The 14,930-nt window shown below is 68.9% G+C and carries 17 protein-coding genes; 15 read left to right on the forward strand and 2 right to left on the reverse strand.

The annotated features are described in order from the left end of the window. Positions 1-10: 10 nt before the first annotated feature. Positions 11-1,006, reverse strand: a complete 996-nt coding sequence (locus tag BDD16_RS14905) for an extracellular catalytic domain type 1 short-chain-length polyhydroxyalkanoate depolymerase (protein ID WP_179634670.1) — start codon at positions 1,004-1,006, stop codon at positions 11-13. Between the two features lie 124 nt (positions 1,007-1,130). Here BDD16_RS14905 and aroQ point away from each other — a divergent pair, with 124 nt between their 5' ends. Next, the gene (gene aroQ, locus BDD16_RS14910) at positions 1,131-1,571 is read left to right on the forward strand and encodes a type II 3-dehydroquinate dehydratase (protein WP_179634671.1); all 441 of its coding nucleotides are present in this window, start codon (positions 1,131-1,133) and stop codon (positions 1,569-1,571) included. 43 nt (positions 1,572-1,614) lie between these two features. Here aroQ and BDD16_RS14915 read toward each other — a convergent pair whose 3' ends face one another. Next, positions 1,615-2,580 (reverse strand): LysR family transcriptional regulator, encoded by a 966-nt coding sequence (locus BDD16_RS14915; protein WP_179634672.1) that lies wholly within the window; start codon positions 2,578-2,580, stop codon positions 1,615-1,617. 104 nt (positions 2,581-2,684) lie between these two features. On the opposite strand from BDD16_RS14915, the gene BDD16_RS14920 reads away from it, so the two are divergent. From BDD16_RS14920 to hisF, 14 genes are all read left to right on the forward strand, one after another. Then, on the forward strand, positions 2,685-4,061 hold the full coding sequence (locus BDD16_RS14920) for an acyclic terpene utilization AtuA family protein (protein WP_179634673.1): 1,377 nt from the start codon (positions 2,685-2,687) through the stop codon (positions 4,059-4,061). After that, the gene (locus BDD16_RS14925) at positions 4,058-4,441 is read left to right on the forward strand and encodes an AtuA-related protein (protein WP_179634674.1); all 384 of its coding nucleotides are present in this window, start codon (positions 4,058-4,060) and stop codon (positions 4,439-4,441) included. Before BDD16_RS14920 ends, BDD16_RS14925 begins: the two co-directional genes overlap by 4 nt. Before the next feature lie 38 nt (positions 4,442-4,479). Then, the gene (locus BDD16_RS14930; RefSeq protein ID WP_179634675.1) at positions 4,480-5,448 is read left to right on the forward strand and encodes a Bug family tripartite tricarboxylate transporter substrate binding protein; all 969 of its coding nucleotides are present in this window, start codon (positions 4,480-4,482) and stop codon (positions 5,446-5,448) included. A gap of 101 nt (positions 5,449-5,549) precedes the next feature. Then, positions 5,550-6,458, forward strand: a complete 909-nt coding sequence (locus tag BDD16_RS14935; protein ID WP_179636171.1) for an ABC transporter ATP-binding protein — start codon at positions 5,550-5,552, stop codon at positions 6,456-6,458. After that, positions 6,455-7,243: an ABC transporter permease gene (locus BDD16_RS14940; protein WP_179634676.1), complete on the forward strand. Its 789-nt coding sequence runs from the start codon at positions 6,455-6,457 to the stop codon at positions 7,241-7,243. The genes BDD16_RS14935 and BDD16_RS14940 overlap by 4 nt, the downstream gene beginning before the upstream one ends. A 37-nt stretch (positions 7,244-7,280) precedes the next feature. Beyond that, positions 7,281-7,559, forward strand: coding sequence for a BolA family protein (locus tag BDD16_RS14945; protein ID WP_179634677.1), 279 nt, complete (start codon positions 7,281-7,283; stop codon positions 7,557-7,559). A gap of 111 nt (positions 7,560-7,670) precedes the next feature. Beyond that, positions 7,671-8,942: a UDP-N-acetylglucosamine 1-carboxyvinyltransferase gene (gene murA, locus BDD16_RS14950; RefSeq protein WP_179634678.1), complete on the forward strand. Its 1,272-nt coding sequence runs from the start codon at positions 7,671-7,673 to the stop codon at positions 8,940-8,942. 17 nt (positions 8,943-8,959) lie between these two features. Next, complete coding sequence (gene hisG, locus BDD16_RS14955) at positions 8,960-9,601, forward strand: ATP phosphoribosyltransferase (RefSeq protein WP_179636172.1); 642 nt, start codon at positions 8,960-8,962, stop codon at positions 9,599-9,601. A 28-nt stretch (positions 9,602-9,629) separates the two neighbouring features. Further along, positions 9,630-10,952, forward strand: a complete 1,323-nt coding sequence (gene hisD / locus BDD16_RS14960) for a histidinol dehydrogenase (protein ID WP_179634679.1) — start codon at positions 9,630-9,632, stop codon at positions 10,950-10,952. Between the two features lie 19 nt (positions 10,953-10,971). Further along, positions 10,972-12,048, forward strand: a complete 1,077-nt coding sequence (gene hisC, locus BDD16_RS14965) for a histidinol-phosphate transaminase (protein WP_179634680.1) — start codon at positions 10,972-10,974, stop codon at positions 12,046-12,048. Between the two features lie 11 nt (positions 12,049-12,059). Continuing rightward, entirely contained in the window at positions 12,060-12,689 is a 630-nt protein-coding gene (gene hisB / locus BDD16_RS14970; RefSeq protein WP_179634681.1) for an imidazoleglycerol-phosphate dehydratase HisB, read from the forward strand. Then, positions 12,689-13,348: an imidazole glycerol phosphate synthase subunit HisH gene (hisH, locus tag BDD16_RS14975; protein ID WP_179634682.1), complete on the forward strand. Its 660-nt coding sequence runs from the start codon at positions 12,689-12,691 to the stop codon at positions 13,346-13,348. The genes hisB and hisH overlap by 1 nt, the downstream gene beginning before the upstream one ends. 13 nt (positions 13,349-13,361) lie before the next feature. Next, complete coding sequence (gene hisA, locus BDD16_RS14980) at positions 13,362-14,111, forward strand: 1-(5-phosphoribosyl)-5-[(5-phosphoribosylamino)methylideneamino]imidazole-4-carboxamide isomerase (RefSeq protein ID WP_179634683.1); 750 nt, start codon at positions 13,362-13,364, stop codon at positions 14,109-14,111. Between the two features lie 16 nt (positions 14,112-14,127). After that, positions 14,128-14,907: an imidazole glycerol phosphate synthase subunit HisF gene (hisF, locus tag BDD16_RS14985; RefSeq protein ID WP_179634684.1), complete on the forward strand. Its 780-nt coding sequence runs from the start codon at positions 14,128-14,130 to the stop codon at positions 14,905-14,907. The last annotated feature ends 23 nt before the right edge of the window (positions 14,908-14,930 follow it).

Here is a 14,930-nt window from a genome sequence, read left to right on the forward strand (position 1 = left end):
CGTGCGGCAGTCACCCGACCGTGGCCAGCCGCTGTTCCGCGAAGAACGCCACCATCGCCACCGTGGCGTCCGGCCCGTCCGGTTCGGTGAAGGTTCCGGTTGCGTGGCCGCCCGACCATGCGTGGCCGGTGCCGCGCACCATCCACTGTTCGGCGAGCACGCGCCCTGTGCGCTCCCTGATCCGGTGCACGGTGTACGCCGCACCCTGGCCGGTCAGGCCCTGGCTGGTTTCACGGGTCCCCAGCGACGTGAAGGGCCGCATCGCCTCGTCCGCGTTGGCGGGGTGGACCACGGTGTCCTGGTCGCCGTGGAAGACGATGGTGGGTGGCGGCGCTGACGCGCGCAGGGCGGGGGTGATCGGCCCGGATTTCATGACGGCCATCGCCGAGAGCATGTCGCTGGCCAGCCCGGTCGGCACGCCCGAGTGCAGGCCCACGGCCGCGAACAGCTCTGGATAGACCTCGCCCAGCACCGCCGCCATCGCGCCGCCGGCCGACAGCCCGGCCACGTAGATCCGCGCCGGATCGGCGCCGTGGGTGGCCAGCACCGCGCGGGTCAGATCGGCCAGCAGCGCCGCCTCGCCGCGGTCGCGCTGCTGGTGGTTGTGCTTGAACCAGTTCCAGCAGCGGTGCAGGTTGGCGAACGCGCTCTGTGCCGGGTAGAGCACCAGGAAACCGCCCGCGCGCGCGGCGTCGTTCATCCGGGTGCCGGTGGCGAAGTCGTCGGGTGTCTGGGTGCAGCCGTGCAGCATCAGCAGCAGCGGGCGCGGAGCGGGGCGCTGGCCGGCTCCGGACGGCGGGAGGTAGAGCTTGTAGTCCCGCGTGCCGAACCGGTGCTCGAACCGACCGTCGATGAAGCGTTCGTCGATGGCGGCGATGCCGATGCCCTGTTCACTCGCCGGAGCGGACGGGCCGGTGGCGCTGGTGTCGGCGTTGCCGAGACGATGCAGCTGCTGCTTGACCTTCGCCAGCAGGCGTTTCAGGACAGGAATCGGGTTCAGGTTCATGCAGTGCGCCGGTGGCCAGTTCCGGTGGAGTGTAGGGAGATGGGGGGGCTGCCGCTATCCTTCGCACCGGTTTTCCATTGGCCCCACCGGTCACCCTTACCTGAACCCCTCCGGGAGTCCCCCCATGAAGTTCCTCGTCCTCAACGGCATCAACCTCAACATGTTCGGCAAGCGCGACCCGAAGCAGTACGGCACGACCACGCTGGCGCAGATCGACGAGCAGTTGCTGGCGCTGGGCGCCGAGCTGGGCGTCGAGGTCGAGTGCTTCCAGACCAATTTCGAAGGCGAGATGGCCGAGCGCATCCACCGTGCGCATGGCGAGGGCGTGGACGGCGTGCTGATCAACGCCGGCGCGTGGACGCACTACAGCTACGGCATCCGCGACGCGCTGGCGATCCTGAAGTGCCCGATCATCGAGGTGCACATGTCCAACATCCACGCCCGCGAGGCGTTCCGGCACCACTCGGTGATCGCCGAGATCGCGCGGGGGCAGATCGCGGGGTTTGGGGTGGACAGCTACCTGCTGGGGCTGCGGGCGGCGGTGTCGGCGGCGCGGGCGGGCTGATGGCCACCTCCACCGTGCGGGCTGGTGCCGTCCACGGAGGCGTTCAAGACGCTGGCTTTTCCGCCCTTGCACCGACCGGCAAGTGCCCCGGCGGCGCGTGCTCGACCCGGCCTGCAGTCGTCTCGACCTCGGGCCGGCGCTGAAGCATCCAGTCGTGCAGGCTTTGCGCGGCCAGTGACAGGTCACGGTCACGCCGCTGCACCAGGTAGATGTGGCGCGTCAGCCCGGTCCATGACAGCGGCCGCGTGACCACCTCGGGCTGCTGGAAATGGAACAAGGTCAGCGAGGGCACGATGCTGATGCCCAGCCCGGCGCGCACCATGCCCATCACCGTCGCCAGCTGGTCCACCTCCATCAGCGTGCGCATCTGCAACGGGTGCAGCGCGGCGTCGAGGTACTGGCGCACGCTGCTCGTGCGCGACAGGTGCACGAACGGCCAGACCGCCACGTCGCGCGGCCGAACGGTGGCCACCGACGCCAGCGGGTGCCCGGCCGGGCAGACCAGGTGAAAGCCATCGCTGCAGAACAGCGCCGCGCGCAGCTCGGGCGTGTCGGCCCGTGTCGCGGCCAGCGCCAGGTCGGCGTGGCCGGCGCGCACGGCCTCGATGCAGGGCTCGGACAGCACATCGCGGACTTCCAGCTCGATGCCGGGAAACTCGGCCCGGAAACTGGCCAGCACCTGCGGCAGCCAGCCCGCTGCCAGGGACGGCAGCAGCGCGACCGACACCCGCCCGCGTCGGCGCGCCACCTGGTCGTGCACGCCGAGAACGGCGTCATCGAATTCCGCCAGCACGCGCCGCGCCGAGACCTCGAACGCCAGGCCTTCGGCGGTGGGTTCGACATGGCGTGTGCTGCGGTGGAACAGCCGCAGTCCCAGCGTGTCTTCCAGCGCGCGGATCAGCGCACTGAAGGCCGGTTGTGACAGGTGCGTCTGCGCAGCCGCACGCGTGAAGCTGCGTTCTTCGGCCAGCGCCAGGAAGGCGCGCAGCTGGCGGGTCGAGATATTCATCTGGATTACAGATCAATCAATCCGAATTTTCGAATTCACAGCATAGCAGCGCCTGCCTACAGTCGGCGCCAGACCTGCAGGCGCAGGCCTTCGAACGGACACAGATGAACACGGACACGACCTTGCGCGTCGGCTGCGCGGCCGGCTTCTCCGGTGACCGCACCGATGCGGCGCTGCCGGTGGTGAATGCGCTGATCGCCAGCGGCGGCCCGGCGGTGCTGATTTTCGAGACGCTGGCCGAGCGCACCCTGGCGCTGGCCCAGCTGGCACGCCGCAGCGACCCCGAGGGCGGCTACGAGCCGCTGCTCGACGATCTGCTGCGCCCGGTGCTGGGCCTGTGCCTGCAGCACGGCGTGCGCATCGTCAGCAACTTCGGCGCCGCCAATCCGGCCGGCGCCGCGCGGCGCATCGGCGCCCTGGCCAGCGAACTGGGCCTGCGCACACCGCGCATCGCGGTGGTGCATGGCGATGACCTCAGCCACCCGTCGCAGCGCCCGGTGCTGGTTGGCGCGATCGGCCCTGGCGTGCATGCGCTGAAGATCGTCAGTGCCAACGCCTACCTGGGTGCGGAGGCCATTGCCGACGCCCTCCTGGCCGGCGCCGAGATCGTGGTCTGCGGCCGTGTCGCCGACCCCTCGTTGACGGTGGGCCCGGCCCTGGCCCATTTCGGCTGGGCCCGCGACGACTGGGACCGGCTGGCGCGTGCCACGATGGCCGGGCACCTGCTCGAATGTGGCGCGCAGGTCAGCGGCGGCTACTACGCCGACCCCGGCTACAAGGACATCCCCGGTCTGGCGCACCTGGGCTACCCGATCGCCGAGATCGATGCCGATGGCCACTGCGTCATCACCAAGCCGTCCGGCACCGGCGGCCGCATCGACGAACACACCGTCAAGGAGCAGCTGCTGTACGAGGTGCACGATCCGGCGGCCTACCTGACGCCCGACGTGGTGGCCGACATCTCCCGCGCCACGGTGCAGCAGCTGGGCCCCGACCGCGTGCAGCTGCGTGGTGTGCGCGGGCATGCACGACCGGCGTCGCTGAAGGTCAATGTCTGCCACGAGAACGGCTGGCTCGCCGAAGGCGAGATCTCCTACGCCGGGCCGCGTGCCGAGGCGCGTGCGCGGCTGGCCGCCGAGGTGCTGCGCGAACGGCTGCACGGCCTGGGGCCGCTGCGCGTCGACCTGATCGGCGTGGGCAGCGTGCTGGGCGATGACGCGGGCCGCTGGCTGGGGGCACAAGCGGCCGGCGGCGCACGTGACGTGCGCCTGCGCGTGGCGCTGAACCACCCGGAACGCCAGGCCGCCGAACGCGTGGGGCGTGAGGTCAACGCGCTCTACACCTGCGGTCCGGCTGGCGGTGGCGGTGTGCGCACTGCGTTGCGCCCGCGCCTGGGCACGGTGTCCTGCCTGGTGCCGCGCGAGCACATCGCGGGCGGCTACCGCTTCATCGACCCGGCCTGCGAAGGAGCCTGCGCATGACCAGCGCACGGAAGACCCGCTCGCTGACGGTGCCGCTGTACCGCGCCGCCCACGGCCGCACCGGCGACAAGGGCAACCGCTCGAACATCAGCGTCATCGCCTGGCATCCCGCGCTCTGGGACACGCTGGTCGAGCAGCTGACGGAAGACGCGGTGGCGCGCCAGTTCGCACACCGCCAGCCCGGCAGCGTGAGGCGCTACCTGCTGCCGCAACTGCAGGCGATGAACTTCGTGCTGGACGAGGTGCTCGATGGCGGCGTCAACGATGCGCTCAACCTCGACAGCCACGGCAAGGCCCTGTCATTCCTGCTGATGGACATGCCCGTCCAGATCGACGCCGATCTGGCCAGCCATCTCGCGGGCAGCGACACCACCGACTGAACGTCCGACAACAACTGCACCCTACCGGAGACCGCACCATGCACACCCTGACGATCACCCGCCGCACCTGCCTGGCCCTGGCCCTGGCCTCCAGCTTCGGCGTGCAGGCGCAGACCTACCCGAACAAGCCGATCACGCTGATCGTGCCCTTTGCGGCCGGCAGTGCCACCGACCAGCTGGCGCGTGCGCTCGGCCAGTCGATCACCACCGATACCCGGCAGACGGTCGTCGTCGACAACAAGGCCGGCGCCAGCGGCATGCTCGCCGCGCAGGCCGCGGCACGCGCCACGCCCGACGGCTACACCGTGCTCATCACCACCAACACCACGCACGCCGCCAACGAGCACCTGTACAAGAAGCTGCCCTACGACCCGGTGAAGGACTTCGCGCCCGTCACCGGCCTGGGCAAGGGCAGCCAGGTGCTGGTGGTCAAGGCCGACGCGCCCTACAGGACCGTCACCGAACTGCTGGCTGCCGCGCGCCAGAAACCCGGCAAGCTCAGCTTCGGCAGCGGCAGCAGTTCCAGCCGCGTCGCGGGCGAGCTGTTCCAGCAGATGAGCGGCACCGAGATCCTGCATGTGCCGTACAAGAGCAACCCGATGGCGATCACCGACCTGCTGGGCGGGCAGATCGACCTGATGATCACCGACATGTCCACTGGCGTGCCGCAGATCAAGGGTGGCAAGCTGCGCGCGCTGGGCGTATCCACGCTGAAGCGCTCGTCGCTGCTGCCCGACGTGCCGACCATCGACGAAGCCGGTGTCAAGGGCTACGACATGGGCTACTGGTTCGCAGCCTACGTACCGGCGAAGACGCCGCCCGAGGTGATCGAGAAGCTGAACGCCTTGCTGAGCGCGGGCACGAGGAGCCCCGCAGCCAAGGCCTTCTTCGAGGCCAGCGGCTCCGAGCCCTTCACCACCACGCCCGATGCGCTGGCCAGGTTCCAGACGGCCGAGACGCAGAAGTGGGGCAAGGCCATCAAGGCCGCCGGCATCGAAGCCGAGTGAGGTGGCGCCGCCGCTGAATGGACGTTGGGCCGACTGTATCGAGGGGACTGTCGCCGCCCGCGTGAGGAATCGACGCGGCCTCCCTACAATGCCCCGCAATGATCCCGGCCATCTCCTTCCAGCAGGTCAGCAAGACCTTCAGCACCCCGCGCGGTGCATTGCAGGCCCTCGACGCTGTCAGCCTCGACATCGCCCCTGGTGAATTCTTCGGTCTGCTCGGCCCCAACGGCGCGGGCAAGACCACCCTGATCAGCATCCTGGCGGGCCTGTCGCGGGCGACGACCGGCCGCGTGCGGGTCATGGGCCACGACGTGGTGGACGACTACGCGGCGGCCCGCCGGTCGCTCGGCATCGTGCCGCAGGAACTGGTGTTCGACCCCTTCTTCTCGGTGCGCGAGACGCTGCGCATCCAGAGCGGCTACTTCGGCGTGAAGGGCAACGACGCCTGGATCGACGAGCTGCTGTCCGGCCTCGGCCTCGCGGACAAGGCCGGCGCCAACATGCGGCAACTGTCGGGCGGGATGAAGCGCCGCGTGCTGGTCGCGCAGGCGCTGGTGCACCGGCCGCCGGTCATCGTGCTGGATGAGCCGACGGCGGGCGTGGACGTGGAACTGCGCCAGACGCTGTGGCAGTTCATCGCCCGGCTGAACAAGGAAGGCCACACCGTGCTGCTGACGACGCACTACCTCGAAGAGGCCGAGGCGCTGTGCGGCCGGATCGCGATGCTCAAGCAAGGGCGCATCGTGGCGCTGGACCGCACCAGCAACCTGCTTGCGGGCACGTCGAGCACGATGCTGCGCTTCAAGACCGACGACCCGCTGCCCGCCGCCATCGCCGCCCACGCCCGCGTCACCGGCCGCATCGCGCAGGTCAAGGCCCGCGACGCCGCCGATGTCGAGCAGACGCTGGCGACGCTGCGCACGGCCGGCGTGCGCATCGAAGACCTCGAGATCGGCCGCGCCGACCTGGAGGACGTGTTCCTCGACATCATGCAAGGAGGCCGCGCATGAGCACGTCCGCGACTGCCGCCAACCCGCTGTTTGCCGGCGCCGGCACGCTGTTCTACAAGGAGGTGCTGCGCTTCTGGAAGGTCGGCTTCCAGACGGTGGCGGCGCCGGTGCTCACCGCGGTGCTCTACCTGATGATCTTCGGCCACGTGCTGTCGGACCACGTCAAGGTCTACGACGACGTGGGCTACACCAGCTTCCTGATTCCCGGGCTGGTGATGATGAGCGTGCTGCAGAACGCGTTTGCCAACAGCTCGTCGAGCCTGATCCAGAGCAAGATCACCGGCAACCTCGTCTTCCTGCTGGTGTCTCCGCTGTCGCACTGGGCGTGGTTTGTCGCCTATGTCGGTGCGTCGCTGGTGCGGGGCGTGGTCGTCGGTTTCGGGGTGTTCGCGGTGACGGTGTGGTTCGCGCCGCTGCAGATGGCCGAGCCGTGGTGGGCGCTGACGTTTGCGGTGCTGGGGGCGGCGATGATGGGCAGCCTGGGCCTGATCGCGGGGCTGTGGGCCGACAAGTTCGACCAGATGGCGGCGTTCCAGAACTTCATCATCATGCCCATGACCTTCCTGTCGGGCGTGTTCTATTCGGTCCATTCGCTGCCCGGCATCTGGCAGCAGGTCAGCCACCTGAACCCGTTCTTCTACATGATCGACGGCTTCCGGCGCGGCTTCTTCGGCGTCAGCGACGTCTCGCCGTGGATGAGCCTGGGGGTCGTCTCGGCGAGTTTCCTGGTGATCGCGGCGATCGCGCTGCGCCTGCTCGCGAGCGGCTACAAGCTGCGGCACTGAGGCCTGCGACCTCGCAACCGCTACAATCGCACGCACCATGGCCGATCCCACCCCTGCCCAAGTCCGCGACTTCATCGCCGCCGGCCTCGCCTGCGAGCATCTCGAAGTCGAAGGCGACGGCCGTCACTTCTTTGCCACCATCGTCTCCAGCCAGTTCACCGGCAAGCTGCGCGTGGCCCGCCACCAGCTCGTCTACGCTGCACTGGGCGAGCGCATGCGCGAAGAGGTCCACGCGCTGTCGATGAAGACGCTCACCCCCGCCGAATGGGCCAAGGCCGGTACTGCACCGACCAGCCCCGTCACCCACCACCATTGACCACCGCGCGCGGCCCCAGGCTGCGGCGCGGGCGTGTGCATGCCGGCCCCGGTGTGCGACAGGCCAGCCCGCAACGCGGCATGAGCCCCTCGCAAGCACACGCACACCTCCATGGACAAGCTCCTGATTCGCGGCGGCCGCACCCTCCAGGGTGAGGTCACGATCTCCGGCGCCAAGAACGCCGCCCTGCCCGAGCTGTGCGCGGCGCTGCTGACGGCCGAGCCGGTCACGCTGGCCAATGTGCCGGGTCTGAAGGACGTCTCGACCACGCTGAAGGTGCTCGCGCAGCTCGGCGCGACCTCCACGCGCGATCCGGCCACGCCCGGCATCGTCACCGTCGACGCCTCGAACATCACCTCCACCGAGGCGACCTACGAGCTGGTGAAGACGATGCGCGCCTCCATCCTCGTGCTCGGCCCGCTGCTGGCGCGCTTCGGCGTGGCGCGTGTGTCGCTGCCCGGTGGCTGCGCGATCGGCTCGCGGCCGGTGGACCAGCACATCAAGGGCCTGCTGGCGATGGGCGCCGAGATCCGCGTCGAGCACGGCTACATCCACGCCACCGCGTCGCCGCGCCTGAAGGGTGCGCGCATCACCACCGACATGGTCACCGTCACCGGCACCGAGAACCTGCTGATGGCCGCGACGCTGGCCGAGGGCGAGACGGTGCTGGAAAACGCCGCACAAGAGCCCGAGATCACCGACCTCGTCGACCTGCTCATCTCCATGGGCGCGCAGATCGAAGGCCGCGGCACGAGCCGCCTGCGCCTCACCGGTGTCGAGCGTTTGCACGCCCCCAAGGTGCCGCACCAGATCATCCCGGACCGCATCGAGGCCGGCACTTTCCTGTGCGCGGTGGCGGCGGCTGGTGGCGACGTGACGCTGCGCCGCGCCGACGCCAGCCATCTGGATGCCGTGATCAGCAAGCTGCGCGAGGCCGGTGTCACGGTCGAGTCCGGCGACGACTGGATCCGCGTGCAGATGAACGCCCGCCCGAAGGCGGTGAGCTTCCGCACCAGCGAGCACCCGCTGTTCCCGACCGACATGCAGGCGCAGTTCATGGCCGTGAACTGCATCGCCGAGGGCGTGGCGCGCGTGACCGAGACGATCTTCGAGAACCGCTTCATGCATGTCAACGAGCTGGTGCGCCTGGGCGCCCACATCGCCGTGGACGGCCACACCGCCATCGTCGAAGGCATCCCGAAGCTGTCGGGTGCCACCGTGATGGCCACCGACCTGCGCGCCTCGGCGTCGCTGGTGATCGCCGGGCTCGTCGCCGACGGCACCACCACGGTCGACCGCATCTACCACCTCGACCGCGGCTACGACGCCATGGAAGTCAAGCTGCGCGGTATCGGGGCCGACATCGAAAGGGTTCCCGCATGAGCACGCAATCCAACGGCATGGTCACGCTGGCGCTGTCCAAGGGCCGCATCTTCGAGGAGACGCTGCCGCTGCTGGCGGCTGCCGGCATCGAGGTGCTGGAAGACCCCGAGAAGTCGCGCAAGCTGATCCTGCCGACGAACCGACCGGATGTGCAGGTCGTGCTGGTGCGCGCCACCGACGTGCCGACCTATGTCCAGTACGGCGGCGCCGACCTCGGCGTGGCCGGCAAGGACATCCTCATCGAGCACGGCGGCCAGGGCCTCTACCAGCCGCTGGACCTGAACATCGCGAAGTGCCGCATGAGCGTGGCCGTGCGTGAAGGTTTCGACTACGCCGCCGCGGTGAAGCAGGGCTCGCGCATCCGCGTGGCGACCAAGTACACCGCCATCGCCCGCCAGCACTTCGCCGACAAGGGTGTCCACGTCGACCTGATCAAGCTGTACGGCTCGATGGAGCTGGCACCGCTGACCGGCCTCGCCGACGCCATCGTCGACCTGGTCTCCACCGGCAAGACGCTGCTGGCGAACCACCTCGTCGAGGTCGAGCCCTTCATGCAGATCTCGTCGCGCCTCGTCGTCAACCAGGCCGCGCTCAAGCTCAAGCGCGACCAGCTTCGCCCGCTGATCGACGCCTTCGCCTCCGCCATTCCCAAAGACTGACTTTCCCGAAGCCCAAGAAAGACCCGCCATGTCCTCCGTCGCCATCCGCCACCTGAACACCGCCGCCCCGGACTTCGAAGCCGAGTTCCAGCGCGTGCTGCACTGGTCGGCGGAGACGGACCATGCGATCGAGGAGCGGGTTGCGGCCATCCTGCAGGACGTGCAGCAGCGCGGCGACGCGGCGGTGATCGAATACACGAACCGCTTCGACGGCATGCAGGCCGAGTCGATGGCGGCGCTGGAGCTGACCCGCGAGGAGCTGAAAGCCGCGTTCGAGGCCATCACGCCCGCGCAGCGCAGCGCCCTCGAAGCCGCAGCGAAGCGCGTGCGCAGCTACCACGAGCGCCAGTTGCAGGCGTGCGGTCTGAGCTGGAGCTACCGCGATGAAGACGGCACGCTGCTCGGCCAGAAGGTCACGCCGCTCGACCGCGTGGGCATCTACGTCCCGGGCGGCAAGGCGGCGTACCCGTCGTCGGTGCTGATGAACGCGATCCCGGCGCATGTCGCGGGGGTCGGCGAAATCATCATGGTCGTGCCGACGCCGAAGGGCGAGAAGAACGCGCTGGTGCTGGCCGCCGCCTATGTCGCCGGTGTCAGCCGTGCGTTCACGATCGGTGGCGCGCAGGCGGTCGGCGCGCTGGCCTACGGGACGGCGACCGTGCCGCGTGTCGACAAGGTCACCGGCCCCGGCAATGCCTACGTCGCCAGCGCCAAGCGCCGCGTCTTCGGCCAGGTGGGCATCGACATGATCGCCGGCCCGAGCGAGATCCTCGTGCTGGCCGACGGCACGACGCCGCCCGACTGGGTCGCGATGGACCTCTTCTCGCAGGCCGAGCATGACGAACTCGCGCAGTCCATCCTGCTCAGCCCGGACGCGGACTACATCGCCAAGGTACAGGCCGAGATCGACCGCCTGATCGACGGCATGCCGCGCCGCGACGTGATCCGCGCCTCGCTGGAAGGCCGCGGCGCGCTGATCCTGACGCGGGACATGGACGAAGCCTGCGCGATCAGCAACCGCATCGCGCCGGAGCATCTGGAGGTCAGCTCGTCCGACCCGCACCGCTGGGAGCCGCTGCTGCGCCACGCCGGGGCGATCTTCCTCGGCGCCTACACCAGCGAAAGCTTGGGCGATTACTGCGCTGGTCCGAACCACGTGCTGCCGACCTCGGGCACCGCGCGCTTCTCGTCGCCGCTGGGCGTCTACGACTTCCAGAAGCGCTCCAGCCTGATCGAAGTGAGCGAGCAGGGCGCGCAGACGCTGGGTGTGATCGCCGCGGAACTGGCCTATGGCGAAGGCTTGCAGGCGCATGCGCAGGCGGCCGAGTTCCGCCTGAAACGTGCTGACTGACCCCCATCGGAGCGACCTCATGAGCAATCGACTGTCCCAGACCCTCCGCGCCGATGTCCAGGGCATGCACGCCTACGCCGTCCAGCCCAGCGCCGGCTTCCTCAAGCTGGACGCGATGGAAAACCCCTTCACGCTGCCGCCCGCGCTCCAAGCCGAACTGGGGCAGCGCCTCGGCGCGGTCGCGATCAACCGCTATCCGGGTGGCCGCATCGACGAGCTGAAGACTGCGTTGGCCGAGCACATCGCCCTGCCCGAAGGCTGCGCGCTGATGCTGGGCAATGGCTCGGACGAGTTGATCTCGCTGCTGGCGCTGGCCTGTGATGTGCCGGGCGCGACGATCCTGGCGCCGGTGCCCGGCTTCGTGATGTACGCGATGTCGGCGCAGTTGCAGGGGCTGAACTTCGTCGGCGTGCCGCTGACCGCGGATTTCGAGCTGGACGAGGCCGCGATGCTGGCCGCGATCGAGCAGCACCGCCCGGCCATCACCTACATCGCCTACCCGAACAACCCGACCGCCAACCTGTTCGACGACGCCGTGATCGAGAAGATCGTGGCCGCCGTCGGCGCGCAGAACGGGCTGGTCGTGTTCGACGAGGCGTATCAGCCGTTTTCGTCGCGCACCTGGCTGCCGCGGGCCGGCGAGCACGACCACGTGCTGGTGATGCGCACGCTGAGCAAGTTCGGCCTCGCGGGCATCCGGCTGGGCTACATGGTCGGGCCGGCGGCGCTGATCGCCGAGATCGACAAGGTGCGCCCGCCGTACAACGTCAGCGTGCTGAACGCCGAGGCCGCGCTGTTCGCCCTGGAGCATGCCGACGAATACGCCCGGCAGGCCACGGTGCTGCGCAGCGAGCGCGAGCGGCTGCAGGCGGCGCTGAGTGACATGCCGGGCGTGCAGGCGTGGCCGAGCGAGGCGAACATGATCCTCGTGCGCGTGCCCGATTCGAAGGCGACGTTCGACGGGATGAAGCAGCGCGGTGTGCTGATCAAGCATGTCGCGGCACTGCACCCGCTGCTGGCCAACTGCCTGCGCCTGACGGTGGGCACGCCGGAAGAAAATACCCGCATGGTCGACGCGCTGCGGGCGTCGGTCTGAAGATGAGCACCATGAACAGCATGAGCACTCCAAGCGCCAGCACTGACTTCACCCCCCGGATCGCCGAGATCCAGCGCAACACCAACGAGACCAAGATCCGCGTGCGGGTCAACCTCGACGGCACCGGCGTCTCGAAGCTCGCCACCGGCATCGGCTTCTTCGACCACATGCTCGACCAGATCGCCCGCCATGGCCTGATCGACCTGGAGATCGAGGCCGACGGCGACCTGCACATCGACGGCCACCACACGGTCGAAGACGTCGGCATCACGCTGGGCATGGCGGTGGCCAAGGCGGTGGGCGACAAGAAGGGCCTGACGCGCTACGGGCACAGCTACGTGCCGCTGGATGAAGCGCTGTCGCGTGTCGTCATCGATTTTTCGGGCCGTCCGGGGCTGGAGATGGACGTTAAGTTCACTTCCGGGATGATCGGCGCGCTCGACACGCAGCTCGTCTTTGAATTCTTCCAGGGCTTCGTCAACCACGCGCTGGTCAGCCTGCACATCGACAACCTCAAGGGCCACAACGCCCACCACCAGTGCGAGACGATGTTCAAGGCGTTCGGCCGCGCGGTGCGGATGGCGATCACGCCCGATCCGCGCTCGGCCGGCGTGATCCCGTCCACCAAGGGGTGCCTGTGATGTCGCGGACTGTCGCTGTCGTCGATTACGGCATGGGCAACCTGCGCTCGGTGTCGCAGGCGGTGCTGCACGTCGCGCAAGGCTCGGGCCTGGAAGTTGTCGTGACCTCACAGCCCGACGAGGTGCGCGCCGCGGAACGTGTCGTGCTGCCGGGGCAGGGTGCGATGCGCGACTGCATGCGCGAGCTGCACGACTCCGGGCTGAAGGAAGCCGTGCTCGAAGCCGCCGCGACCAAGCCGCTGATGGGCGTGTGCGTCGGGATGCAGATGCTGCTCGACCACTCGGAAGAGCAGGACACGCCCGGCCTCGGCCTGATCGCCGGCCGCGTGAAGCGCTTCCAGCTGGAAGGTCGCCTGCAGCCCGACGGCAGCCGCTACAAGGTGCCGCAGATGGGCTGGAACCGCGTGCGCCAGATCGCGCATGACGGCGCAGTGCATCCCGTCTGGGCGGGTGTGCCGGATGGCGCGTGGTTCTACTTCGTCCACAGCTACTTCACGACGCCTGACGATCCGCGCCACACCGCTGGCGAGACCGATTACGGCGCACCGTTCACCTGTGCGGTGGCCCGCGACAACATTTTCGCCACCCAGTTTCACCCCGAGAAGAGCGCCGACCACGGTCTGGCGCTGTACCGCAATTTCCTTGGCTGGAAGCCCTGAAAGCCCTGACACCATGCTGCTGATCCCGGCGATCGACCTCAAAGACGGTCAATGCGTGCGCCTCAAGCAAGGCGACATGAACGACTCCACCACCTTTGGCGCGGACCCCTCGGTGGTCGCCCGCCGCTGGCTCGACGCGGGCGGCCGACGCCTGCACCTGGTGGACCTGAACGGTGCGTTTGCTGGCAAGCCGGTCAACGCCGGGGCGATCCAGTCGATCCTGGCGGAGGTGGACGGCAAGATCCCCGTGCAGCTCGGCGGCGGCATCCGTGACCTCGACACCATCGAGCGCTACCTTGATGCCGGCATCACCTACGTGATCATCGGCACGGCCGCGGTGAAGAACCCCGGCTTCCTGCGCGACGCCTGCACCGCCTTCCCCGGCCACATCATCGTCGGCCTCGACGCCAAGGACGGCCTGGTCGCCACCGACGGCTGGAGCAAGCTCAGCGGCCACGAGGTCGTCGATCTGGCCAAGAAGTTCGAGGGCTACGGGGTGGAAAGCATCATCTACACCGACATCGGCCGCGACGGCATGCTCACCGGCATCAACATCGACGCCACCGTGAAGCTCGCGCAGGCGCTGACGATCCCCGTGATCGCGTCGGGCGGGCTGTCGAACATCGCCGACATCGAGGCGCTGTGCGCGGTGGAGAAGGAAGGCGTGCAGGGCGTGATCTGCGGTCGTTCGATCTACACCGGCGACCTCGACTTTGCCGCTGGCCAGCGCCTGGCTGATGAGCGCAACGGCACCACGGCCTGAGCCGGAACGGAACGCCATGCTCGCCAAACGCATCATTCCCTGCCTCGACGTGACCGGCGGCCGGGTCGTCAAGGGTGTCAACTTCGTCGGCCTGCGCGACGCGGGCGACCCGGTGGACATCGCCGCCCGCTACAACGACCAGGGCGCCGACGAGCTGACCTTCCTCGACATCACCGCCACCAGCGACGGTCGCGACCTGATCCTGCACATCATCGAGGCGGTGGCGTCGCAGGTCTTCATCCCGCTGACGGTCGGCGGCGGCGTGCGCACGGTGGCCGATGTGCGCCGGCTGCTCAACGCCGGTGCCGACAAGGTCAGCTTCAACTCGGCGGCCGTCGCCAACCCGCAGATCATCCGCGACGCCTCGGACAAGTACGGCGCGCAGTGCATCGTCGTGGCCATCGACGCCAAGCGGCGGGTTGGCGAGGATCTGGCGAGCAAGGGCCCGGGCTGGGACGTCTACACCCACGGCGGGCGCAAGAACATGCACCTCGACGCGGTGGCCTGGGCGCGCCAGATGGCCGAGATGGGCGCGGGCGAGATCCTGCTGACCAGCATGGACCGCGACGGCACCAAGATCGGCTTCGACCTGGCGCTCACGCGCGCGGTGGCGGACGCGGTGCCGGTGCCGGTGATCGCCTCGGGCGGTGTCGGCAACCTCGACCATCTGGCCGACGGCGTGCAGCAGGGCGGGGCGGACGCGGTGCTGGCCGCCAGCATCTTCCACTACGGCGAGCACACGGTCGGCGAGGCCAAGCAGTTGATGGCGGCGCGCGGGATTCCGGTGCGGATCTGAGGGTTCGCCCACGGCCTGGCGGA

Source organism: Sphaerotilus montanus (assembly GCF_013410775.1).
In the GTDB taxonomy this organism is placed as follows: Bacteria; Pseudomonadota; Gammaproteobacteria; order Burkholderiales; family Burkholderiaceae_C; genus Sphaerotilus; species Sphaerotilus montanus.

Excerpts from the sequence above, each read along its gene's own strand:
- hisF (WP_179634684.1), top strand. The coding sequence starts at position 14,128 with ATGCTCGCCAAACGCATCATTCCCTGCCTCGACGTGACCGGCGGCCGG.
- BDD16_RS14930 (WP_179634675.1), top strand. The coding sequence starts at position 4,480 with ATGCACACCCTGACGATCACCCGCCGCACCTGCCTGGCCCTGGCCCTG.
- BDD16_RS14920 (WP_179634673.1), top strand. The coding sequence starts at position 2,685 with ATGAACACGGACACGACCTTGCGCGTCGGCTGCGCGGCCGGCTTCTCC.
- BDD16_RS14905 (WP_179634670.1), bottom strand. The coding sequence starts at position 1,006 with ATGAACCTGAACCCGATTCCTGTCCTGAAACGCCTGCTGGCGAAGGTC.
- hisC (WP_179634680.1), top strand. The coding sequence starts at position 10,972 with ATGAGCAATCGACTGTCCCAGACCCTCCGCGCCGATGTCCAGGGCATG.
- murA (WP_179634678.1), top strand. The coding sequence starts at position 7,671 with ATGGACAAGCTCCTGATTCGCGGCGGCCGCACCCTCCAGGGTGAGGTC.
- aroQ (WP_179634671.1), top strand. The coding sequence starts at position 1,131 with ATGAAGTTCCTCGTCCTCAACGGCATCAACCTCAACATGTTCGGCAAG.
- BDD16_RS14925 (WP_179634674.1), top strand. The coding sequence starts at position 4,058 with ATGACCAGCGCACGGAAGACCCGCTCGCTGACGGTGCCGCTGTACCGC.
- BDD16_RS14945 (WP_179634677.1), top strand. The coding sequence starts at position 7,281 with ATGGCCGATCCCACCCCTGCCCAAGTCCGCGACTTCATCGCCGCCGGC.
- hisA (WP_179634683.1), top strand. The coding sequence starts at position 13,362 with ATGCTGCTGATCCCGGCGATCGACCTCAAAGACGGTCAATGCGTGCGC.
- BDD16_RS14915 (WP_179634672.1), bottom strand. The coding sequence starts at position 2,580 with ATGAATATCTCGACCCGCCAGCTGCGCGCCTTCCTGGCGCTGGCCGAA.
- hisG (WP_179636172.1), top strand. The coding sequence starts at position 8,960 with ATGGTCACGCTGGCGCTGTCCAAGGGCCGCATCTTCGAGGAGACGCTG.
- BDD16_RS14940 (WP_179634676.1), top strand. The coding sequence starts at position 6,455 with ATGAGCACGTCCGCGACTGCCGCCAACCCGCTGTTTGCCGGCGCCGGC.
- hisD (WP_179634679.1), top strand. The coding sequence starts at position 9,630 with ATGTCCTCCGTCGCCATCCGCCACCTGAACACCGCCGCCCCGGACTTC.
- hisH (WP_179634682.1), top strand. The coding sequence starts at position 12,689 with ATGTCGCGGACTGTCGCTGTCGTCGATTACGGCATGGGCAACCTGCGC.
- hisB (WP_179634681.1), top strand. The coding sequence starts at position 12,060 with ATGAACAGCATGAGCACTCCAAGCGCCAGCACTGACTTCACCCCCCGG.